The 22,265-nt window shown below is 57.0% G+C and carries 16 protein-coding genes; 11 read left to right on the top strand and 5 right to left on the bottom strand.

What is annotated here, in order from left to right:
- Nucleotides 1–29 precede the first annotated feature (29 nt).
- Nucleotides 30–1,790 (bottom strand): aldehyde ferredoxin oxidoreductase family protein, encoded by a 1,761-nt coding sequence (locus DSCA_RS24915; protein WP_155319023.1) that lies wholly within the window; start codon nucleotides 1,788–1,790, stop codon nucleotides 30–32.
- A 245-nt stretch (nucleotides 1,791–2,035) separates the two neighbouring features.
- Complete coding sequence (gene gabT / locus DSCA_RS24910) at nucleotides 2,036–3,340, bottom strand: 4-aminobutyrate--2-oxoglutarate transaminase (protein ID WP_155319022.1); 1,305 nt, start codon at nucleotides 3,338–3,340, stop codon at nucleotides 2,036–2,038.
- 293 nt (nucleotides 3,341–3,633) lie between these two features.
- Between gabT and DSCA_RS24905 the strand changes: the two genes are divergently transcribed.
- From DSCA_RS24905 to DSCA_RS24865, 9 genes are all read left to right on the top strand, one after another.
- Nucleotides 3,634–5,451 (top strand): sigma 54-interacting transcriptional regulator, encoded by a 1,818-nt coding sequence (locus DSCA_RS24905; RefSeq protein ID WP_155319021.1) that lies wholly within the window; start codon nucleotides 3,634–3,636, stop codon nucleotides 5,449–5,451.
- Between the two features lie 408 nt (nucleotides 5,452–5,859).
- The gene (locus DSCA_RS24900) at nucleotides 5,860–6,462 is read left to right on the top strand and encodes a TetR/AcrR family transcriptional regulator (protein ID WP_155319020.1); all 603 of its coding nucleotides are present in this window, start codon (nucleotides 5,860–5,862) and stop codon (nucleotides 6,460–6,462) included.
- 205 nt (nucleotides 6,463–6,667) lie between these two features.
- Entirely contained in the window at nucleotides 6,668–8,026 is a 1,359-nt protein-coding gene (locus DSCA_RS24895) for an aminotransferase class III-fold pyridoxal phosphate-dependent enzyme (protein ID WP_155319019.1), read from the top strand.
- Between the two features lie 30 nt (nucleotides 8,027–8,056).
- Nucleotides 8,057–9,784, top strand: a complete 1,728-nt coding sequence (locus DSCA_RS24890) for an aldehyde ferredoxin oxidoreductase family protein (protein ID WP_155319018.1) — start codon at nucleotides 8,057–8,059, stop codon at nucleotides 9,782–9,784.
- A gap of 11 nt (nucleotides 9,785–9,795) precedes the next feature.
- Complete coding sequence (locus DSCA_RS24885) at nucleotides 9,796–10,035, top strand: MoaD/ThiS family protein (protein WP_167527947.1); 240 nt, start codon at nucleotides 9,796–9,798, stop codon at nucleotides 10,033–10,035.
- Nucleotides 10,036–10,078: 43 nt separating this feature from the next.
- Nucleotides 10,079–11,752: a sodium:solute symporter family protein gene (locus tag DSCA_RS24880; RefSeq protein ID WP_155319016.1), complete on the top strand. Its 1,674-nt coding sequence runs from the start codon at nucleotides 10,079–10,081 to the stop codon at nucleotides 11,750–11,752.
- Between the two features lie 262 nt (nucleotides 11,753–12,014).
- A complete protein-coding gene (aguA, locus tag DSCA_RS24875) occupies nucleotides 12,015–13,121 on the top strand; it encodes an agmatine deiminase (protein ID WP_155319015.1) in 1,107 nt (368 codons plus the stop codon).
- Nucleotides 13,122–13,283: 162 nt separating this feature from the next.
- Nucleotides 13,284–14,633, top strand: coding sequence for an NADP-specific glutamate dehydrogenase (gene gdhA / locus DSCA_RS24870; protein ID WP_155319014.1), 1,350 nt, complete (start codon nucleotides 13,284–13,286; stop codon nucleotides 14,631–14,633).
- Between the two features lie 114 nt (nucleotides 14,634–14,747).
- Nucleotides 14,748–14,951 (top strand): 2-hydroxymuconate tautomerase family protein, encoded by a 204-nt coding sequence (locus tag DSCA_RS24865; RefSeq protein ID WP_155319013.1) that lies wholly within the window; start codon nucleotides 14,748–14,750, stop codon nucleotides 14,949–14,951.
- 281 nt (nucleotides 14,952–15,232) lie between these two features.
- Here DSCA_RS24865 and DSCA_RS24860 read toward each other — a convergent pair whose 3' ends face one another.
- The 3 genes from DSCA_RS24860 to DSCA_RS24850 all read right to left on the bottom strand — a co-directional run bounded on the left by DSCA_RS24860 (nucleotide 15,233) and on the right by DSCA_RS24850 (nucleotide 19,072).
- Nucleotides 15,233–16,180: an ABC transporter substrate-binding protein gene (locus tag DSCA_RS24860; protein ID WP_155319012.1), complete on the bottom strand. Its 948-nt coding sequence runs from the start codon at nucleotides 16,178–16,180 to the stop codon at nucleotides 15,233–15,235.
- A gap of 140 nt (nucleotides 16,181–16,320) precedes the next feature.
- On the bottom strand, nucleotides 16,321–17,076 hold the full coding sequence (locus DSCA_RS24855) for a substrate-binding periplasmic protein (RefSeq protein WP_167527946.1): 756 nt from the start codon (nucleotides 17,074–17,076) through the stop codon (nucleotides 16,321–16,323).
- Nucleotides 17,077–17,116: 40 nt separating this feature from the next.
- Nucleotides 17,117–19,072, bottom strand: coding sequence for a methyl-accepting chemotaxis protein (locus DSCA_RS24850; protein ID WP_167527945.1), 1,956 nt, complete (start codon nucleotides 19,070–19,072; stop codon nucleotides 17,117–17,119).
- A gap of 313 nt (nucleotides 19,073–19,385) precedes the next feature.
- Between DSCA_RS24850 and DSCA_RS24845 the strand changes: the two genes are divergently transcribed.
- Both DSCA_RS24845 and DSCA_RS24840 read left to right on the top strand, forming a co-directional pair.
- Entirely contained in the window at nucleotides 19,386–21,329 is a 1,944-nt protein-coding gene (locus DSCA_RS24845) for a DUF294 nucleotidyltransferase-like domain-containing protein (protein WP_155319009.1), read from the top strand.
- A complete protein-coding gene (locus DSCA_RS24840; protein WP_155319008.1) occupies nucleotides 21,329–22,090 on the top strand; it encodes a 3'-5' exonuclease in 762 nt (253 codons plus the stop codon). Before DSCA_RS24845 ends, DSCA_RS24840 begins: the two co-directional genes overlap by 1 nt.
- Nucleotides 22,091–22,265: the final 175 nt, after the last annotated feature.

Genomic DNA, 22,265 nt, shown 5'->3' with positions numbered 1-22,265 from the left:
CATCATCTTTTCGATCAGGGTCGCAGGCGCTAAACACTCGCATCCTGAAGTTGGCCCGTTTCACGCCATCCTCTCAGGCGGTAATAGTCGTCAACCAGCTGCCTCAGATCCCCCGAAGCCATCCGGCGCCCGTCGGGCAGGGATTCATTCAGCAGGCGTTTGGGCAGCCAGTCGTCCGTTGCCTGCAGACCTTCTCTCAGGTTGAAGCGGCGGGCACTGTCGGTGACGCGGGCCGCCAACCGCTGAAGGGCAGGCTTGTCCATGGTTTCCCCCGTGGTCAGGGCAATCATTTTGCCGATCTCTTCCCAGGGGTACAGATCCCGGTAGAAACGGCAGGCGATCAGGGTGTCGAAAAGCGTACAGCGGTCTTCAAAATCAATGAACATGGCCGCCTTGTCCTCGATCTGGTCCGGATCGATGAGACCGCTCAGCTCGGGTTTGTAAAAGGTGGTCCGCAGGTGGCAGGCCCCCCGGTCGGCCACGGCGTAAGCCAACCCCATGCCTTTGAGGGCCCGGGGGTCGTAGCCGGAGGGTTCCAGCCCCTTGACGTGGACCGCCATGTCCTCCAGTCCCAGCTCTTCGCTGGCCGGCCGGATCCCTTCGGCCAGCAGCCCGCCCACATCCTGACGCAGGACAATTTTCTTCAGCAGGGCAGCGATCGTGTCGGGCTGGTTGTAGTCGATCTCCAGGTCTATTTTCCCCCGTCGCCGGGCTTCGATGGCAAAGGCGGCCATATTCCCAGAACTCATGGTGTCCAGTCCCAGGCGGTCGCACAGGTCATTCAGGTAAACGATCTCCTCGATCTGATCGACCATGCACAGGCCGCCGAATGCGTACAGGGTCTCATACTCCGGCCCTTCCAGCGTCAGTCCCTGGTGGCGTCCCTGCTGGACGCGAACCGTTTTGCCGCAGGCCAGAAAACAGGTCCGGCAGGCCTTGGGGGTGGGCTGGCAGCGCTCCCGGATACTCTGGGCATTGATATTTTCAGCATGCGGGACCGATCCCTGTGACCAGTAGCGGCTGGGAAACCCCCCGGCCTTGTTGAGAATGTCCACCATCATGGGCGTGCCGTTGTTGCGGTACGCCTGGGTGACGGGGTGATCCTTGTACAGGGCCAGGTTCGCTTTGGCATACGCCTTGAGGCCTTCTGCATCGGCAAAGGGGCGCTTCTGGCTGCCGTGGAAAACGACGGCCTTGATCTTTTTGGAACCCAGCACGGCCCCCATGCCGGTGCGGCCGCACACCCGCCATCGGTCGTTTTTGACAACGGCAAAGCGGACACAGTTCTCACCCGCCGGGCCGATTACCAGGATCCCCGGAGATTTGGCGGCCACCCGCTTGCGGACGGCCGCCTCGGTCTCGAATGTGTCCAGCCCCCACAGCTCCTCCGCCTCGTGGAAAAAGACGCCCTGGTCCGTGATCTCCAGCCACAGCGGACGGTCCGAGGCGCCCTTGATGATGTAGGCATCGAATCCGGCCCGGCTCATGGCGATGGCCGCGCTGCCGCCGGCGTATGATTCGCTGTAAAGACCGGTCAGCGGTGATTTGGAAAACATGCCATGCCGACAGGAACCGTGGATGGGGCTGTCCGTTGCCGGCCCCAGGGCCAGTACAAGATGATTGTCAGGAGAAAACGGATCGACACCGGCAGGATTGCGGTCCAGCAGCAGCCGGGTTCCCAGCCCCTTGCCGCCCAGGCCGGCGCGCAGGTAATCGTCCCCCAGCGCTTCTTCCTGGCAGGATCGGTCGCTCACATCGACGGTCAGTGCCTGTTTAAAAAATCCATGCATTTTATTCCCCCCGGTGTTGATTTCCCGTATAACCGTTTACGAAACAGTCTGCTCGTGGTGCACCAACTGATAAAAATGCCCAATGTCAAAGCCAAAATGCCAATTGAAGGAAAATTATCCGATCTCTTTTAAAATCGATAGCATACCTTCTTTTGACATTTTTCATTTGGCCTTTGACATTGGGTCGCACCAGAAAATCCGGCAGCAATCTGCTGCGGTGCTGTCATACATTCCTCAAGTGTTGCTCAACGACTGATTTCCTCGAGGCTCTCTTCCAGAATCGACAATCCCTTGTCCAACTGTTCATCCGTGATGACCAGGGGCATCAATGTACGGATGACATTGCCGAAATTGCCGCAGGAAAGCAACACCAGCCCCTTTTCAAAACAGCGGCTGACCAGTGCCTTGGCTTTGTCGGTGGCCGGTTTCTTGGTTTCGCGGTCCTCCACCAGTTCCATGGCCAGCATGGGGCCTTTGCCGCGCACCTCTCCGATGAGTTCGTAACGATCCTGCAGGGCCGTAAACCGCGCCCGCAGGGTTTCACCCAATTGCACCGACCGATCCATCAGGCCGTCTTCGAGCAGGATCTCCATGACGGCCAGCGCCGCCCGGCATGAAACGGGGTTGCCGCCATAGGTGCCGCCCAATCCGCCCACATGGGAGGCATTCATCATCTCGGTGCGGCCGATCACCGCCGACAGCGGCATGCCACCGGCAAAGCTCTTGGCCATGGTGATGATATCGGGCGCCACCCCCCAATGGTCGATGGCAAAAAACTTTCCGGTGCGGCCGGCGCCGCTCTGCACCTCGTCGACAATCAGGGCGATGCCGTACTTTTCGCAGATGGCTTTCAGTTTGGGGAAATACTCGGGGGGCGGCGTAACGAATCCGCCCTCCCCCTGGATGGGTTCGGCGATCACGGCGGCCGTCTGTTCCGCGGCCACATGACTGATGAAAAAGTCTTCCAGGTAATCGGCGCAGGCCGTCCCGCAGCCCGGATAGCTCAATCCGAAGGGACAGCGATAGCAGTAGGCATAGGGCATGCGATACACTTCCGGCGCATAAGGCCCGTATCCGAACTTGTAAGGCTTGACCTTGCTGGTCAGGGTCATGGTCAATAATGTGCGGCCATGAAAGGCATTGTCAAAACAGATCACCGCCGGTCGTTTGGTGGCGTAGCGGGCCACCTTGACGGCATTTTCCACGGCCTCGGCACCGCTGTTGGCAAACATGGTCATTTTGGCGAAGTCACCGGGTGCCAGGTCATTGAGCTGTTCGGCCAGATCCACATAAGCCTCGTACATGGCCACGTGAAAGCAGGTGTGAATGCATTTTCCCGCCTGATCCCGGATCGCCGCCACCACCTTGGGGTGGCAGTGGCCCACATTGTTCACACCGATGCCGCCGGCGAAATCGATCAGTTCACGACCATCCACATCCACCATGACCGCCCCGTGGGCTTCCCGGATGAATGCGCTGGTGGTGTTGAAAGGTCCCTGGGGGACGTGCTGGATACGTTTTTCGAGCAGTGCATCGTTTTTGCCTGGCATAATGGCAGCTCCTTGGTTGAATGATGGGTAGAATGATAAAGGCGCGGAGCATACATCCGCTTCGCCCGATTGCTCAATGCCTTGTGCTCGTAGCAAAGCCCATACCACCTGTTTCGAGGGCACCCACCGTCCGTTTATCCATGCACTAATTAAACATGATATCAATTTGTTGCGATATCCTTGAATCGTGACTCAAAGAATGTCGCTGGGACAGCGGCAGGCCCAACGACGGCGCCGGCGGGAAAGAATATGCAGTATTGCATATAATCGGGTTTTATGTTTAAGCATCCTTTATGAAACCCGCTTCCCCGAACAAGGCACTGCCGCCATCTGAATTGAACGCCCTGTTGTTTTCGAGCCGCACCGACGACAACAGCGCCCGCAACTGGCGCCTGTTTTCAAAGGCCCTGCTGGACGCATCCGGAAATGCCATCTTTGTACTGGACCCCTCGGGCACGGTGGTCCTCTCCAACCAGCGGGTCCAGAAAAGCCTGGGGCTCTTTCCCGGCAGCCTGCTGCCCAACACCTTGCCGGATTTCTGGCCGCGGGTGCGCCAGGTCATCAAAGACCGCAAGGCCTTGAGCGGCCTGACGGTGCAGGCCGGGGAGAGCTCCTACCTGGCACGATTGGCGCCCATGGTTTTCAAGGATGCCTTCATCGGCGTGCTGTGTGTACTGGAAGACCGCACGGAACTGGAAAAGACCACCCGGAAAATGATCGCCTACCAGGAACTGAGCCGGGAACTGGATGCCATCATCTCTTCGAGCGACGACGGTCTGTTTATCTGTGACGGCAGCGGCACCATCCTGCGCATCAATGCCGCCTCCGAGCGGCTCAACATGGTCAAGGCGGCGGATGTCATCGGCCGCAACATCCATGAGCTGGTCGATGAAGGCTATATCGACAATTCGGTCACGCTCAAGGTGACCCGGAGCCGCCGGCGCGAACACATTCTTCAGCAAACGCGGTCGGGAAAAAAATTGATATTGACCGGGAACCCGGTTTTCAACCGGTCCGGCGAACTCATCCGGGTGGTGGTGAACGAACGGGACATCACCGAAATCGATACCCTGCGTGAAGAACTCGAGACGCAGCTGGCCAAAAATGACCAGATCCAGCGGCGCATGCAGGAAATGCAGATCGAAGAACTGGCATCGGGACAGATCATTGCCCGCAGCGCCAATATGGTCAAGGCCCTGCGCCAGGCACGCAAAGTCAGCCAGGTGGACTCGACGGTCCTGCTGCTGGGAGAATCGGGAACGGGCAAAGGGGTGGCCGCCAACCTGATCCACCAGCATTCGGACCGGGCCCACAACCCCATGATCATCGTCAATTGCGGCGCGATCCCGGAAACCCTGGTGGAAAGCGAATTGTTCGGCTATGAGGCAGGAGCTTTCAGCGGGGCGGCGCAACACGGCAAGCCCGGTTTTTTTGAACTGGCCGACGGCGGCATCCTCTTCCTGGATGAAGTCGCGGAGCTGCCCATCGCCTCCCAGGCCAAACTGCTGCGGTTTTTAGAAGACGGCCGGGTGACAAGGGTCGGCGGCACCACGCCCCGGGCGTTGAATGTCCGGGTGATCTGTGCCACCCACCGTGATCTTGAACGGATGGTTGCGCAGGGGCAGTTTCGCCTGGACCTGTTTTATCGGCTGAACGTCATCCCCATATCCATTCCGCCGCTTCGGGAGCGCGAAGCCTGCAAGCTCGCGCTTATTGAGCATTATATCAAACATTTCAACGACAAATTAAAAGGCTGTCAACCGCCCCGGCTCAGCCGCCGGGCCATGGACGCACTGATGGCATATCACTACCCGGGAAATGTACGGGAATTGATGAACATCTGCGAACGGCTGGTGGTCATGTCGGAGTCTGCCCAAATCGATGTCGAAGATCTGCCGTCCGCCCTTACATCGAGTCTGCCGCCCCGTATCGCCTGTGGTATTGGCATGATGGAAGCGGGCCAGACCCTGCCCCAGGTGATGGCTGCCGTCGAACGGCGCTTGTTGAACGAAGCCCTGGACAAATATGGCACCCAGGCCAAAGCCGCATCGGCGCTTGGGATCAACCAGTCAACGATTGCCCGAAAATTGAAACGGTTCCAATCGGCATAGGTTGTTCAACCGCCCCCTTCCCTGCCTCATGCAGCCGCCGATACGCTTCCGCCAGACTGTTTTTCACTGGGTCTCAGCAAATTATGCATATTTGCATAATTTAATGCCGTTCGTCATGAAACGGACGGTCCCGCCTCAACCCCATCTCCAGGCCAGGACAGGTCAGCCATGATGGCGACGGAGCCCCGGACGATGGCGCGCCCCCGCCGGCACCGACGCCCGCCCGAAGTCATCGAAAACAAATGAACGCCGCTCAGCTTCTGTCGGGCGCTATATTCCCCCTTGACTAAAAGCTTTTAATTGAATATACGGTTAATTTATATAACCGAATTGCCACATGAAAACGGAAAACCTGTTACCTGCGTTCCGACAGTGTTGCACACCTCACCCGACGAAACCGGCAAGGTCATGAGAAAAAATAAAAGCGCGGCCCTCAGAAAACCGGACATCCTCGAGAGCTACTACCAGGTGCTGATCCAGGAGGGCCTCGAAGGCACCTCCATCAGCAAGATAGCGAGCAGGATAGGCATCCATCCCAGCCTGATCATCCACTACTTCAAAAACAAAGAGAACCTGAAGATTGAACTCGTTGACCTGCTGATTGAGAAATATGAATCTCCATCCATGATCAACTTCGACCATATCGAAGATGATGAAGAGCATTTCGACTCGCTGATCAGCATGATCTTTTCGCTGCAATGGAGCCGGACCGTGGATCCGAGCGTCCATTTCGGATTCTATTACCTGAGCTTAAGAAACGAAAAGATACTGGAACGCTTCAGGGTGATGTTCAAGTGGCTGCGGGACTACCTGAGAGAAAAATTGGTGTACTTCAACGCCAAGGGCGTCATCAATGTGAAAGATGAGAAAAAAGCGGCCGATTACATCGTGACCTTGATGGAGGGACTGGAAATTCACAATCAGTTTTTGGCCGACGGGAAACCGTTCGAGGACTTTGCCCAGGTTGCTCAAAAAGCCCTGGTAAGCGCATTGAAAAACGGCGAGTTCTGACCCGATTTCATAGATGCCCGGATGCTGTGGCTTCAGCAGGGGCAGGCGCCCGGGTCGTTTAAATACCGCCCCCCTGCCGTCCCGGAGATGACAGCAAGAGATTTCGCATGCTTTTGATTGGGCTGATATTGGCTAATAATTTTAAACGAACGTTCAATTAATTTTATCATCGTCCGTTACACCACGCATCTGAAAAGGAGAACAAATGAGCAATTTCCAGAAAGCGATCGATTATTCCAACAAATGGCTGGAAATCATCAAACAGGACTCAGCATCCCTGGACGACACCACTGCCAAGTGGATCTCGGAGGAAACAAAAAACAACTTCGTCAACCACTTCAATGCCGGATGGGTTGAATATCGTAAATCCATGACAGAAGCCGGGGACTATGGCGCCGTCGAATGGCGGGGCAAGGGCGCTAAATTTTATGACAACTTCGGAAATGAATACCTCGATTTTCTGGGTGGTTATGGCGCACTTGACCTTGGCTGGTCCCATCCGGAAGTGGTTGAAGCGGTCAGGGCCCAGGCCCTTCGATCCGGCATTCCCAGTCAGGAACTGATGGACCCCCTGCGTGGCGTGCTGGCCAACCTGATCGCCGACATCACCCCCGGCGCCATCGACCATGCCTTCTTCGTTGCCAGCGGTACCGAAGCGGTGGAAGGGGCACTCAAAATCGCGAGGCTTCACACCGGCAAGCATAGTTTCATTTCTACGGTGAAGGCCTTCCACGGCAAAACGTCCGGCTCCCTGAGTGTCATGGGCAAAAAAGATTTCCGTGCACCGTTGCAGCCCTATGGCGCGCAGACCTTCTTCGTTCCGTTTGGCGATGCCGATGCCCTGGAAAAACAGTTGGAGATCTGTGACACGGTTGGCATCGAGATCGCCGGATTTGTCGCCGAACCCATTCAGGGTGAAGCCGGCGCCATCGTTCCCCCGGCAGACTACTGGCCCAGGGTGCGAGAAATCTGCACCCGGTTCGGCATCCTGATGATCTGCGACGAAGTACAGACCGGCCTTGGCCGGACCGGTGCGCTGTGGGGTGTCGACCACTGGGAGGTGGAACCGGACATCATGATGACCGCCAAGTCGCTGGGCGGGGGCGTGATGCCGATTGGCAGCTTCATGGGCAGCGGCGACATCTGGAAATCGTTCGAAGAACCCAATCCGTTCATCCATACCACCACCACCGGCGGGAACCCGATGGCATGCGCCGCCGCGATCGCCACGATCCAGGTAACGCTCAGGGACAACCTGCCGCAGCGAGCGGCTGAACTGGGCGATTATTTCATGGGTGAACTCAACCAGCTGACCCGGGAGTTTCCCGGTGTGTACGAAAAAATTACCGGTAAAGGGCTTCTCATCGGACAGCACTTCATCAACGATGAAGTGGGATACAAAGTCGCTGCCGGCTTGTTCAGACGAAAAGTGCTTGTTGCCGGGACCCTGATCAATGCCAAAGCGATCCGCTTTGAACCCCCGCTGGTTGTAGCCAAAGAAGAAATCGACGAAGTCCTTAACAGACTGCGCGACACCCTGAAATCGGTATCCCGGACTGCGTAACCGGTTAAATAAAAAAGGAAAGGAAACGCCATGAAATTGATACGGGTAAATATGACAGACCAGTCCATAACCAGTGAAGATACGCCGGATCAATACCAAATGCTTGGTGGACGAGGCTTGACCTCGATTCTGATCAACAGCGAAGTGCCGGCGACATGCGATGCCCTGGGGCCGGAAAACAAACTCGTTTTCGCTCCGGGGTATCTGACCGGGACGCCGCTGATCAACACCAGCCGCTTGTCCGTGGGCGCCAAAAGCCCGCTGACCGGTGGGATCAAAGAGAGCAACGTGGGCGGCACCGCGGCCTATGCCCTGGCAAGGCTTGGCATTACGGCACTGGTCATCGAAGGACAGGCGCCGAGTGACCAGTACTATGCGTTGGCCATCGACGCCGACGGATCGGTCGAATTGATCGATGCCGGTGACCTCAAAGGGATGAGAACCTATGCATTGGTCGAGAAGCTGACCGCTGCGCGCGATGAAGAATGCAGCATCACCTGCATCGGCCCCGCTGGAGACATGCAATTGTCATCTGCATCCGTCCAGACCACGGACCTGGACGGCCGCCCCTGTCGCGCTGCCGGCCGGGGTGGTTTGGGGGCGGTGATGGGATCAAAGGGACTCAAGGCGCTGATCGTCAGCAGAAAAGGCAAAACACCCGATCCGCTGGCAGAACCGGATGCGTTCAAAACGTGTTCCAGAAACTATGCAAAGGCAGTCAAGGCGGACGAATTCAGCGGCGAGATATTGCCGGAACTGGGCACGGCCTGCCTGGTGGAAGCCATCAACGGCGCCGGTGCGTTCCCCACCCGCAATGCCCGCGAAGGCCAGTTTGACGGCGTTGAGAAAATCAGCGGTGAAACCATGGCCAGCCTGATCAAGGCCCGGGGGGGCAAAACCACCCACAAGGGGTGTGCCCAATGCATCATCGACTGTTCCAATGAATTTGTCGACCCCCAGGGCAGGTACGTCACCTCTTCCCTGGAGTATGAGACCATCTGGTCCATGGGCGGAATGATCGGCAACGATGACCTGGACAGCATCGCCAAGCTGGATTTCCTCTGTGACGACATCGGGCTGGACACCATGAATACCGGTGTGGCGGTCGCCGTGGCAATGGATGCCGGCTACAAACCGTTCGGTGACGGCGCCGCAGCGATTGAAATGGTGGAAGAGGTCGCCAAGGGGACCCCCCTGGGAAAAATTATCGGCAGCGGCCCCGATGCCGTCGGCAGGCATTTCGGCCATGACCGGGTGCCGACCGTCAAGGGGCAGAGCATCGCCGCCTACGATCCGAGGGGAATCCAGGGAATGGCGGTGACCTATGCCACCTCACCCATGGGCGCCGATCATACGGCCGGCTGGGTCGTCGACCAGAACCTGGAAGACTTCGGCGGAACCATCAATCCGCTGGGCGCCGAAGGCCAGGTGGAGGCATCCCGGGACACCCAGATCCACATGGCGGCCGTTGACACGGTGGGCATCTGTGACTTCGCCCAATCCGGGCTGGCGGCTGAGGGCGGTATGGAAAACGTGTTTAAAATGGTCAGTGCCAAATCGGGCCGGCCCTTTGCTGAAGCGGACTGGACGGATCTGGGGCTGCGGGTGTTGAAAGCGGAACGGGCGTTCAACCGCAAGGCCGGATTCACGAACGAAGCCGATCGCCTGCCGGCCATGTTTTACAAAGAACCATTGCCGCCCCACAATGCCGTGGTGATGGTCAGCAACGAGGAGATGGACACCACATTTGATTTCTGATGAGGGCCGATGTGAAAGCGCGGATTAAGCTTTTGGGTACCCTGCCATCCCATTTTCCCGGCCGTTACCCGGCCTCCGGAATAGAGGCCGATCTGCCGGCCAACGCCACCGTGGCCGACATGGTTGCAACCATAGGCATTCCAAAAGCACGATTGGGTATTGTCACCGTCAACGGAAGACTTGCCAAGGCGATGGATCCCATCCCTGAAAACGCCGAGGTCAAGTTATTTCAAAAAATTGCCGGTGGGTAGACACGAGGGTTGAACCAGGATCTTAACTGAACAAGGAGGAGTTATGGAAGGTGCCTATGAATATGGCAATTGGGTTTTAATCGGCTTGGGAATCTATATGATCCTCATGCTCTTCGTCGGCTGGTATGCATCCAAGAAGATCAACACGACAACGGACTACGTGGTCGCCGGGCGCCGCCTGGGCATCTTCTTTTGCACGGGGACCCTCTTTGCCACCTGGTTCGGGTCCGGGACCTGCATGGGCGGCGCCGGCAATGCCTATATCTTCGGCAACCAGGGCGTGATCTTCGACCCCTGGGGAGCTGCCGTGTGCCTCCTGCTGACCGGTTTTTTCTTCGCCCGCCTGATGCGCCGGGGCCGCTTCATCACCCTGGTGGACCTGTTTGAATTGCGCTACGGGAAAAGCATGGGATTATTTGCCACCGCCTCCCTGAGTATCGCCGAAATGGGATGGGTCGGCGCCCAGCTGGTGGCCTTCGGCACCATCATCAACTACTTCAGCGGCATCCCGCTGTGGACGGGGATCACCATCTCCACATTTATCCTGGTGGTTTACACCTATCTGGGCGGCATGTGGGCCGTGACCCTGACCGACGTCTTCCAGATGATCATCCTCATGGTCGGCATGGCCATCATGCTCTACGTGGCGGTCCCCCTGGCCGGCGGCTGGGAATCGGTCTTCTCCAACGATCCCAACAACATGATGGGCATCAACCAGTGGTCCTTTGTCCCCACACCGGAATCGGCGGCCAACCCGGAGATGGAGAATGCCGGGTACATGTACTACACCGGCTATGTGGGGTGGTTTTACTGGATCGCCGCCTGGCTGGCCATCGGGTTCGGCAGCATCCCTGCCCAAGACCTCATGCAGCGTGTGCTGTCGGCCAAGGACGAAAAAACCGCTTCCTATTCCAGCTATCTTGCCGGCCTGCTCTACGTCACCGTCGGCATGATGCCCGTTGTAATCGGCATGATCTATTTCCGGGTCAACCCGGATCTGAGCATCGACGATGCCCTCAACAAGATCCTGCTGCTCATGGCCGTGGAGCACCTCAATCCCTTCTTCGCGGTCCTTTTCGTCAGCGCCCTGGTGGCGGCCCTGATGAGTTCGTCCGACAGCGCCATCCTGGCAGCTTCTTCGATTATCGGCTACAACGGCTATAAATACTTCAACCCCGATGCGGACGAGCACCAGACGCTGAAGATGACCAAAATCATGGTGCCCATCGTCACCATCGTCTCGTTGATGCTGGCCCTGTACTTCCAGGTGATCTACAACCTGATGGTCATCGCCTGGTCCCTTTTGCTGGTCAGCCTTTTCGTCCCCTATGCGGCCGCTTATTTCTGGAAAAAGGCCAACAACTACGGAGCAATCGCCGCATTCTGGGGCGGCCTGGCCGTCTGGATCGCCTCCTATTTTATCTACCTGCCCATGACCAAGGAAGCCAATACGGACCTGGGCCTCAAGGGCGCCGAGACCGGCATTTATTTTGACTGGGCCATGTGGGATTCGCTTTACATCAGTTCGGTCTGGGCGGTCCTCGGGTCCATCGTCTGCATGGTCGCGGTCTCCCTGGCCACCCAGCGGCTGGACACCCCCAAACCGCTGGTGGACATTGACGGCAAACCCATGCCCGTTGTTAAATGGATGGGATGGTTCAAAAAAGGAGAGACGGACGCTCCGACAGATGGAAACGTATCCGTGACCGGGCATTAACCCGCGCCCCCTTCCATGGTATTACCGGTGCGGCCGGGTGATCCGGAGACAAATCGGATGTCCCGGCCGCACTTCAATTTTTTTCGTTGCATTCTAATCCGTGTTGGTCCAGAAACATGGAATTTTGGTCGGGATCAAGGCGCGCGTAAAATTTTAGCGCAGGCATATCGTTGATATTCCGAGGATAAAATTTTGAGCGCAACGCAGATATCGGGCAAAATAACCTTTATGGATGGACACTTAATTCGAAAAACCAAGCCCTATGTCGACAATACGCAGCAGTACCCCCCTTGAAGACGGATATCGGATGCCTGCAGAATATGAACCCCACAAGGGGTGCTGGATGCTGTGGCCCGAACGGGGAGACACCTGGCGCATGGGCGCCAAACCGGCCCAGGCCAGCTTTGTTGCCGTGATCGAGGCCATTTCCGCCTTCGAGCCGGTGACGGTCGGCGCCGGCCATCGTCAATGGGAAAACGCCCGGGCCCGGCTGCCCGAGGCGGTCCGGGTGGTGGAAATGGCTTCGGACGATGCCTGGATGCGGGACGTGGGCCCCACGTTTGTGGTCAACCCATCCGGATCCCTTCGCGGGGTGGACTGGCAGTTCAATGCCTGGGGCGGCCTGGACGGCGGGCTCTACTTCCCCTGGTCCCGGGATTCCCGGGTGGCCGCAAAAGTTCTCGAAATCGAAAATGCCGACCGCTACCGCGCCCCGTTGGTCATGGAAGGCGGTTCATTTCACGTGGACGGCCAGGGCACGTTGATCACGACCCGGGAATGCCTGCTGAACCGCAACCGCAACCCTGGCTGGGACCAGGAACAGATTGAAGCCTGCCTGAGGGATTACCTCAACCTGAAAAAGGTGATCTGGCTGGACCGGGGCGTATTTCAAGACGAGACCGACGGCCACGTGGACAACCTGTGCTGTTTTATCAAGGCGGGCGAAGTGCTGCTCACCTGGACGGACGATCCCGGCGATCCCCAGTACGAGATATCCAGGCAGGCCGTCGAGGTGCTTTCCAGCGAAAGGGACGCACGCGGACGGGCGCTGACCGTCCACAAAATTCATCAACCCGATCCGATGACCATCTCACCGGAGGAATGCGAGGGACTGGACGCCAGTGAAACCGCCAAACCCCGCAGGGCCGGCGACCGACTGGCCGCGTCCTATGTCAATTTCTATATGGCCAACGGCGGTATCGTCATGCCCATTTTCAACGATCCCCGCGACCAGGACGCCGTCGCACTGTTGACCCGGCTGTTTCCGGAGCGCCAGGTGACTGCCGTCAGAAGCCGGGAGATTCTTCTGGGCGGCGGCAACATTCACTGCATTACCCAGCAGGTCCCGTTGGCCGCAGACCGTCCCTGAAGGGAGTTGTTTTGGGGCTTTGAATTTCAGGCCGGGGGTCGCATTCCGGGCGGTTTTGCATAAGGGCGCGGAACGCGGTGTGTCGAAATACGCTGCAGCGACGCGAGATGACGCGCATCCCATTTATTAATTGTTAAATCGTTTACTTTTCGGGAGAAAACCATGTCGGACATTCTACAGATGGTAAAAGACAAGGACCCGGGGCAGCGGGAGTTTCACCAGGCGGTCATGGAGGTAATGGCCTCGATCAAGCCGGTGATGGACCGCAACCCCGAATACCGTGCGGCCAGGATTCTGGAGCGCCTGGTGGAGCCCGAGCGGGTGATCCTGTTCCGGGTCCCCTGGGTGGATGACCAGGGCCAGGTGCAGGTCAACCGGGGTTTTCGGATCGAGATGAACAGCGCCATCGGCCCGTACAAGGGCGGCCTGCGGTTTCACCCCTCGGTGAACCTGGGCATTCTCAAGTTCCTGGCCTTCGAGCAGGTGTTCAAGAACGCGTTGACCACGCTGCCCATGGGCGGCGGCAAGGGCGGCAGCGATTTCGACCCCAAGGGCAAGTCGGACCTCGAGGTGATGCGGTTCTGCCAGAGCTTCATGGCCGAACTGTTCCGCCACATCGGCCCGGACACGGACGTGCCCGCCGGGGACATCGGGGTGGGGGCCCGGGAGATCGGCTACCTGTTCGGGATGTACAAGCGGCTGCGCAACGAGTTCACCGGGGTGCTCACGGGCAAGAGCCTGAACTGGGGCGGCAGCCTGATCCGGCCCGAGGCCACGGGCTACGGCTCGGTCTACTTCGCGGCCGAGATGCTGGCCACCCGCGACGAGACGCTGGAGGGAAAGACCTGCCTGGTGTCCGGATCGGGCAACGTGGCCCAGTACACCATGGAAAAGCTGCTGGACCTGGGCGCCAGGCCGGTGACCTTTTCGGACTCGTCGGGCTACATCTTCGACGAGGCGGGGATCGACCGGGAACGGCTGGCCCATATCATGAACCTGAAGAACCTGCGCCGGGGCCGGGTGAAGGAATATGTCGAAAAATACCCGGCCGCGGTCTACACCGAATCGGACCCGGGCCAGGAGTTCAACCCGCTGTGGAACCACAAGGCCGACTGCGCCTTTCCGTCGGCCACCCAGAACGAGATCAACGCCGTGGACGCGCAGCACCTGGTCGACAACGGGGTTTACGTGGTCAGCGAAGGGGCCAACATGCCCACGGTGCCCGAAGGCATCGACCTGTTTATCGAGAACCGGCTGCTCTACGGTCCGGGCAAGGCGGCCAATGCGGGCGGCGTGTCGGTGTCGGGCCTGGAGATGACCCAGAACAGCATGCGCCTGTCCTGGACGCGTGAAGAGGTGGACAACCGGCTGCAGATGATCATGAAGAGCATTCACCGGACCTGCCTGGATGCGGCCGAGCAGTACGGCACGCCGGGCAACTACATGAACGGGGCCAACATCGCCGGCTTCGTCAAGGTCGTGGATGCCATGATCGACCAGGGCGTGGTGTAATACACCCGAAAGGCCTGAGTCATGAAGCACACAACGGCGCGGCCGCCATGCAGCCGCGCCGTTTTTTCATTATAGGTCGCCAGCCTGCCTGTTACTCAACACCAAGGAGGACGTATGCCTTTTGTGAACATAAAAATAACCAATGAAGGCGTTTCAGCCGATCAGAAAGCCGAGCTGATCAAAGGGGTCACCGATCTTCTGGCCACCGTCCTGGGGAAAAATCCGGCGACGACCGTCGTCGTCATTGAAGAGGTCGATACGGACAATTGGGGTATCGGGGGAGAGGCGGTCACCAAGCGAAGAAAGCGCGGGCAATGAACACCGGAACCGGGAAAGGTCATGACGGCCGCGGTTGGAATTGGCATTGTAAAATTTACCGGCATCCATGCCGGGTCGGCAAATGGGTGGAAACAGGGCCGCACCGTGACTGTCAGATGCGCCCGGGACGCAAGAGACCGAGTGCGCCAGGCCGTCATTTGTAAAGGGTTCGGCCTGACGGCCTGACGCCGGCGGTATCGCTGGCCGCGTGGACTTGAAATCATCTAAAGACAAGGACGGAAACCTTCCGCCCTTGTCTTTCCATCTCCGGTTTTAAAAAATCACTCGAAAATGGTTGCGCCGTTAAGAATAGAATACGGAAGTTCCGCTTTGATTTGTTCAACTGTCTTGGCGTTAATGAGAACGGTCTGCAATTCCAGAGGCAAAATATTGGATGGGATATCAGAGGGTTTCTTGCCGTTCAGAACTTCGGCGACCTTATAGGAAAGCTCCTTGCCCACCGCGAAATAGCTGGATACGATACCGACCATTGCACCGCTTTTAACTGTTTTTTCCAGGGCACCATAGGTTGGTATACCATGTTCCGAGAGTTTGGGGATAAGCTTGTCTGCCTGGCTGGTGATAAAACTGTCCGAGGGCAGATAAATCATGTCGACTTTATCCGCCAGCACTTTTGCTACGGCGGCGTCGATACCACTTTCGGATTCAACGGGATAGGCGCCGTAGCCCAGCCCCTTTGCGGCCAGTTGCGTGGCCAGTTCTTTGTCGGCAATCTGTGAGTTTTTCTCATTGGGATTGAATATCATTCCTATCTTGGAATATTTTCCCAGCATGAGAATAAAATCGATTTGATCAGCGATGGGGACGGCATGGCTCACACCGGTAACATTGTTGCCTGAACGTTCCCAGCTTTGGACCAGCCCGGACTTCACGGGGTTCGTGACAATCCCGAAAAGGATGGGGGTATTTTTGACCTTGGCGGCGGTTTTGATGCTTACCGTCGTTCCGAAAGTATAGATAAAATCATACTTGGCTTCATCAATTGAGGCTAAAAAGTCATCCAGTTTGGCTTTGTCCTGGTCGGCATTGAACTCCTCAACATCGACCTCGATTCCGGATTGTTTCAGACCTTCCCTGAGTCCGGCATCACATGGGGTCGCCCCTCTCCAATTGATGAAAAGGGCATTGTGTGCAGCGGCCGATACCATTCCGGTTAATAAGAAAAACACCGTCACTGTTGTGCAGAAAATTTTGTTTAGATTCTTCATCGAACGTCCTTTCTCGCGTTTACCTTCCAACTGGTGTAAAAACAGTTATGCTTACCGTTTGGCAATCCGCTTTCAAGCAATTTCACCCGACGGCATCGCCCTTAAAAAAATATCGTTGTTATGACAAAAATAAACTTGGCTTAATAAGACAAGAGGTGTTCGAATTCCATCCGCATGGTGCCCAGGGTTCCATCCGCCTGGATCTGGGCCAATCCTTTGTTAAAGGCCTCAAGCAGAATCTTGCTGTCTTTGCTTTTTTTGGAAATACAGACATAGTAAGGTTTTCCCCGGGAGATCTTGAAATCAACCTTATGCATCGTTTTCTCGTAAATATACTTGGCAAAAAACAAAGCACTGAATGCATTGCCGGGGATAAAATCGACATCACCGTCGAGCAGGGCTTTTATTTTTTCTTCTGTCTCCTTGAAATAAACAAGATTGGACGCCAACCCGTTTTCCTTGAAAATATCGATGTAAGAATAGCCGCTCTCGATACCAATCTTATAGTTCTTGAGATCCGCAAAGTCCTTGATGGCCGCGTCCTTGTGTTTCACCGTGAAAAGTACATAGTCCACATCGAGGACCGGTTCGGAATAATACATGAATGCTTCTCGCTCAGGTTTCTTACTGGCGGCAACGATAATCGCGTGCTGCCCCTCTTCAGCGCCTTTGAGGGCGTCTTTCCAGTCCATGTAGGTAATCTGTAGGTCATAGCCGGAACGTTTGAATGCCTCCCGGGAAATCTCAGAAAATACACCTTCACCGTTGAGCCCCCCACTCCACTTAACGGTCGTATAGGGGGCCCACTCGCAGGTATACCCTGAAATTTTCTCACCGGAAAACGCCAATGGCGCATAGCAAAAAAGAAAAAACATACACAGAAATACTTTTTTCATCTTGAAATATTTCCTTTTATATTGATTTAATGTTGGCTGCCTATACCTTGAATTTACCGACCATGGCATTGAGCTTTTCAGCCAGTTGCGACAGTTCGGAAGCGTTCATATTGATCTGAGAACTGCTGGTGGACATGTCTCCTGCCGCATGGTTCACTTCAGAAATATCTCCGGCAATTTCACCGGCGACCATCGAACTCTGGGCCACGTTCTCATTGACTTCCTGGATGCCCTGGGAAACCTGGGACACATTGCCGGCAATCTCCCGGGTGGTTACCGATTGCTCTTCCACGGCCGTGGCAATCGTGGAAACGATTTCATTGACCAGGTTGATGACGGTTGAGATCTGCTCGATTTCCGTCACCGTGCCGGCGGTTGAATCCTGTATGCCGTTGATTTTAGATTTGATCTCCTGCGTGGCCTCGGCCGTCTGTCGGGCCAGGTCTTTTATCTCGTTGGCAACCACGGCAAACCCCTTGCCGGCTTCACCCGCCCGGGCCGCTTCGATGGTCGCGTTCAGGGCCAGCAGGTTGGTCTGCTCGGAAATCTCGGTAATGGCCTCCGTGACCTTACCGATGTCCTGGGCCGCCTTGCCCAGTTGATCGATTCGCCCGGAAGCACTTTGCGCCTGGGAAACAGCCTTGCTGGCGATCTCCCTGCCCTTTTCCGAACTCTTGGCGATCTCGACCACCGTTGAGTTCATCTGCTCGGTGGCGGAGGCCACCATGGTTACATTGGTCGATGCCTGCTCCATGGCGGCGGCGACCGTATTGATGGTGGCACTCATTTCTTCGGCCGCACTGGACACGGCATCTGATTTGCCTGACATTTTTTCCGCACCATCGGTCATCTGACTGGAAATGGCATTCAAATCTTTGGAAGAACGATTCAGCTGGTCGGCATTGTCGGCGACATCAGCGATGATGGTCTGTATTTTCTCGATGAAGGAGTTGAACCACCTGGCCAGTTCCCCGACTTCATCCTTGCTCTTCACCGTAAGGCGCTTGGTCAGATCACCTTCCCCTTCCGCAGCATCCCGGAGACCGGCCACCACCTCGCGAATCGGTTTGGATACCGAGCTGGCAACCAGGAAGATAATGGTGGCGGTAACGAGCACAACCACCAGAGCGACCGTGGCATTGACTTTTCCCAGCGTTTTTACGGAAGCGAGAACCTCGGCGTCGACTGCGGAGACGACGATGGTCCACCCCATTTCCCGGAAAGGCACCAGGGAGGCCATTTTTGGAATGCCCTGATCGAGGTAACGGAGCTCACCCTCAGCCGTGGAAAGCATCTGGCGACCGAAGGCATCATCGTTCATGTTGGCGTCGAGGATGCTGGATTTGTCGGGATGGGCGACCAGCGTGCCATTTGCATCAAAGATGAAGGCATAACCGCTCTGGCCGATTTTGATAGGATCCACGAAAAGACCGGTGACGACATTTATATCCAGTACGCCGAACAGGACACCGACCGTCTTGTCTTTTTCCACAACCGGAGCTGAAATCATAAAGACGGGATTGCCGCTGCCCTTGCTCTTCAGCACCGAAGAGACGAACACCTCACCTTGCATGGCCTTCTGGAAATAGGGACGCTCACTGACATTGATTTTTCCGATGATGGCAGCGTCCGCCGAAGCGATAAGCTCGCCATTGGCATCGGCCATGCATATATTCTCGTAATAGCGGTATTCTTCCTTGAAGCGCGCCAGCTGAATATTGGCCGATTTTCGGGCGGCCTTGCCGACAAAGGTGGCGTTCGCCGTGGTGGCATACAATTTCTGCTGGCTCCAGCTGACGATGTCAAGCCGGCAATCTTTCAGCCAGGCGGACATGGTGCCATGGGTAGATTCAGCGATCATGCGCATCTGCTGCGTAGCGGCTTCATACAGGGCATTGCTGGACAGGTAATAGGATATGGCGCTGGAGATCCCCATACCTAAAATAATCGCGGTTAAAGTGGGAAGAAGGAATTTAGTCCTGAGGTTTAACTTCATGCTCGGCGCTCCTGGCTTGTGAATTGGACCCACCCCTGTCCTGGACACGGTCGACGGCATCCATGGGGTTTTTTTGCCGGGTCCCTGTTGAAGTCTATTTTCGACATCCGGGCGGCAATCTTTAACTAAATCTGATTTTTTTTATGAGGAAAGAAAAATGAAGTCATGGAGACCCATTCCGGGTTTGAATTATTGGTGACATTCTGTCAGAATATGGGATTATGAATACTGATAAGTGGAGTTTAAGGATTGAAACGGTCACCCGCGTCCCCTGTTCAGGGCGTGCGGCGTGTATAGGGTCAAGCAAACCGACATGAATGACTTCCCCCTGCCCGGCATCGTTGATTTTCTCAAAAAAGTGGTGCCCTTCAACACCCTGCCCCCCGCAGCACTGCATGAGGCGATCACGGCCACCCGGATCGCCTTTTATCCGGTCGGCGAACGAATGATCCGCATGGGCGAACCCACCGGGGATTTTCTCCATGTGGTCCAGACCGGCTGCGCCCGGGTATCCATCACCGATGAATCCGGCGAAGAACTGCCGGTGGACTTTCGCGGTGAAGGCGACAGCTTCGGCGCCGTGAGCCTGCTCAAGGGCGGAAACGCCCTGTTCAATGTCACCGCCGAAGAAGACCTGATCGTTTTTCTCATCCCCAAGGCGGCGGTGGATAGACTGCTGGAAGCGCATCCCCCGTTTCGACGCCATTTCGGATTTTCCCTGGCCCGCAATTTCAAGGCGGTGCGCAAGTCGGCCGATGACCAGTTGAACCTGTTGACCCGGGACAGCCAGGTCCATGTGGATACGTTCATGACCGGCAAGCGGGTTCGGGATCTGATGTCGACGGAGCCGCTGAGTTGCCGCCGGCAAACCCCGGTACGGGAGGCCGCCGATATGATGAAGCAGCGGGGGGTGGGTTCCATCGTCGTCCTGAATCCGGAAGGCAGGCCCGAGGGGATTCTCACCGACGCCGACCTGCGCAACAAAATCATTGCCGAAGGCCGTGACCTGGACACACCCGTCGGCCAGGTCATGAGCGCCCCGATCCGGACGGTGTCGCCCCGGGCTTTCAGCTTCGATGCCCTGCTGGACATGAGCCACTTCGGGGTCAGCCACCTGATCGTCACCGACGGCAAACAGACCGTCGGCATCATCAGCGAGCACGATTTTCAGCTGGCATCCGGCAGTTCGCCCATCGGTATGATCGGGGACATCACCCGGGCCACGACCGTACCGGAACTGGTCGACAAGCGCATCCATATCGACCGGGTGCTGGAGATGGCCATGCAGCGCAGCGGGTCGATCAAGCCCATGGTGGCCCTCATCGCGGAATTGAACGATCGGGTCACCCGCCAGTTTATCCGGGTGATCGAGCGCGAAATGGCGGCCCAGGGGTATGGTCCGCCCCCGGTGCCCTACTGCTGGCTGGCAATGGGCAGCGAAGGCCGCCAGGAACAGACCCTGTGCACGGATCAGGACAATGCGCTCGTCTACGCGGACGATTCCGGGGCTGACGACGGTTCGGTGCAGCGCTGGTTCCTGGAACTCTCAAAACGGGTCGTGGATGCCCTGGAACGCTTTGGCATCCCCAAGTGCCGGGGAGGCATCATGGCCAGCAATCCCCAGTGGTGCATGGACCTGAGCCACTGGCAGAAGATGTTTGCCGGGTGGATCGACGACCCCACCCCCGAAAGCCTGAGAATGGCCTCCATTTTTTTCGATTTTCGCGCCATCACCTCGGAATTCAACGGGGCACGCAAGCTCAAGGATGCGCTCACCCGGATGGCCGCAGGCAAAAAACATTTTGCCCGTGTGCTGGCCAAAAATGCCCTGAACAACCGGCCGCCACTGGGCTTTTTACGGCAGTTCGTGGTCGAGAAATCGGGGGAGCACAACAACGGCCTCAACCTGAAACTGCGTGGCCTGACACCGGTGGTGGACGCCGCCCGGGTGCTGGCACTGGAATTGGGGGTGACATCCACCAATACGCTGAAACGCCTCAAGGCGGCCACCAAAAAAAAAGTGCTGCGGCCTGATTTTTTAGCGGCCATCGACGACGCCTACGATTACATCAACTTTATTCGCATCGATCACCATCTGAAGGCGCGCGAGGCAGGAACGCAGATGAACAATTTTGTAGATCCGGCCCTGCTCAATCCCATGGAGCGTAAAGTTCTCAAAGAGAGCTTTACCGTTATCAGCCAGCTGCAGGAATTGATGGCCGGCCGCTACCAGAGCTGGCGGGTTCAGGACAGGTAATGGGGCGACTTTTCACCGCCCGGTTTTTCAACCGGCTGCTTCGGCTGCGCATCGGGAAAAGGTCGCCGGCCCCGGTCGCCGGCATCGGTTTGCACGCCCTGGACGATCTTGACGGCTCACGGCCTGCCAGGCAGTTTTCCTATACCGTGGTGGATATCGAAACCACGGGCCTGGACATGAAGCGAAGCCGGATCCTCAGTATCGGCGCCTTCAAGCTGGCAGCGGGTCAGATTCACCTGGGCCGGATGTTCGACCAGCTGGTCAACCCGGGGAGAAGCATCCCGCCGACGTCGATTACCGTGCATGGCATCGTTCCGGCCATGGTCACAACGGCCCCGGGCGGCCCGGAGGTCCTGGATGCCTTCCTGCATTACCTGGGCCGCGACATCCTCGTGGCCCACAACGCCAGGTTCGATCTGGCTTTTCTGAACCGGCTGATGCAGGCGACCCATGGATTCCCCCTTCAGAATCTGACGATCGACACGGTGCCGCTGTGCGGGACATTGCTGCTGCCAAAGTTATTCCGGCCGATGCCGAGGCAGGCCAAGCTGCTGGGCCGTGGTGCGACCAATCCCGCCTTGCAGCAGAACCGGAAAAGCCTTGAAGAGATCGCCCATCTCCTGGGCATCAAGGTTCATCAACGCCACACGGCCGTGGGTGATGCATTGGCCACGGCCATGATCTTTCAACGCGCCCTGGCCACGCTCGAACACCGCGGACGGGGGCGGCTTAAGGATCTGATAGGGGTCGGGGCAATTTAATGTCTCATCCAGAAATATACGCTTATGGCCCGTGCCCGCGTTCTCGCTCAGTTGAAATCCTCGGCGTACCGCTGCTACGCCTCCGGTTTCAGCATCGCTGCGGTCCTGTCATGACATAAATCCCGCATCGCGGGAAACCATAACCTGCCACTTGCGCATGAAAGCTGAAAAAAGC

It is taken from the genome of Desulfosarcina alkanivorans (genome assembly GCF_009688945.1).
Classification (GTDB): Bacteria; Desulfobacterota; Desulfobacteria; order Desulfobacterales; family Desulfosarcinaceae; genus Desulfosarcina; species Desulfosarcina alkanivorans.
Note: the sequence above shows the minus strand (reverse complement) of the source record. Positions and strands in the feature narration are given on the sequence as shown.

Excerpts from the sequence above, each read along its gene's own strand:
- DSCA_RS24915 (WP_155319023.1), bottom strand. The coding sequence starts at position 1,790 with ATGCATGGATTTTTTAAACAGGCACTGACCGTCGATGTGAGCGACCGA.
- gabT (WP_155319022.1), bottom strand. The coding sequence starts at position 3,340 with ATGCCAGGCAAAAACGATGCACTGCTCGAAAAACGTATCCAGCACGTC.
- DSCA_RS24905 (WP_155319021.1), top strand. The coding sequence starts at position 3,634 with ATGAAACCCGCTTCCCCGAACAAGGCACTGCCGCCATCTGAATTGAAC.
- DSCA_RS24900 (WP_155319020.1), top strand. The coding sequence starts at position 5,860 with ATGAGAAAAAATAAAAGCGCGGCCCTCAGAAAACCGGACATCCTCGAG.
- DSCA_RS24895 (WP_155319019.1), top strand. The coding sequence starts at position 6,668 with ATGAGCAATTTCCAGAAAGCGATCGATTATTCCAACAAATGGCTGGAA.
- DSCA_RS24890 (WP_155319018.1), top strand. The coding sequence starts at position 8,057 with ATGAAATTGATACGGGTAAATATGACAGACCAGTCCATAACCAGTGAA.
- DSCA_RS24880 (WP_155319016.1), top strand. The coding sequence starts at position 10,079 with ATGGAAGGTGCCTATGAATATGGCAATTGGGTTTTAATCGGCTTGGGA.
- aguA (WP_155319015.1), top strand. The coding sequence starts at position 12,015 with ATGTCGACAATACGCAGCAGTACCCCCCTTGAAGACGGATATCGGATG.
- gdhA (WP_155319014.1), top strand. The coding sequence starts at position 13,284 with ATGTCGGACATTCTACAGATGGTAAAAGACAAGGACCCGGGGCAGCGG.
- DSCA_RS24865 (WP_155319013.1), top strand. The coding sequence starts at position 14,748 with ATGCCTTTTGTGAACATAAAAATAACCAATGAAGGCGTTTCAGCCGAT.
- DSCA_RS24860 (WP_155319012.1), bottom strand. The coding sequence starts at position 16,180 with ATGAAGAATCTAAACAAAATTTTCTGCACAACAGTGACGGTGTTTTTC.
- DSCA_RS24855 (WP_167527946.1), bottom strand. The coding sequence starts at position 17,076 with ATGAAAAAAGTATTTCTGTGTATGTTTTTTCTTTTTTGCTATGCGCCA.
- DSCA_RS24850 (WP_167527945.1), bottom strand. The coding sequence starts at position 19,072 with ATGAAGTTAAACCTCAGGACTAAATTCCTTCTTCCCACTTTAACCGCG.
- DSCA_RS24845 (WP_155319009.1), top strand. The coding sequence starts at position 19,386 with ATGAATGACTTCCCCCTGCCCGGCATCGTTGATTTTCTCAAAAAAGTG.
- DSCA_RS24840 (WP_155319008.1), top strand. The coding sequence starts at position 21,329 with ATGGGGCGACTTTTCACCGCCCGGTTTTTCAACCGGCTGCTTCGGCTG.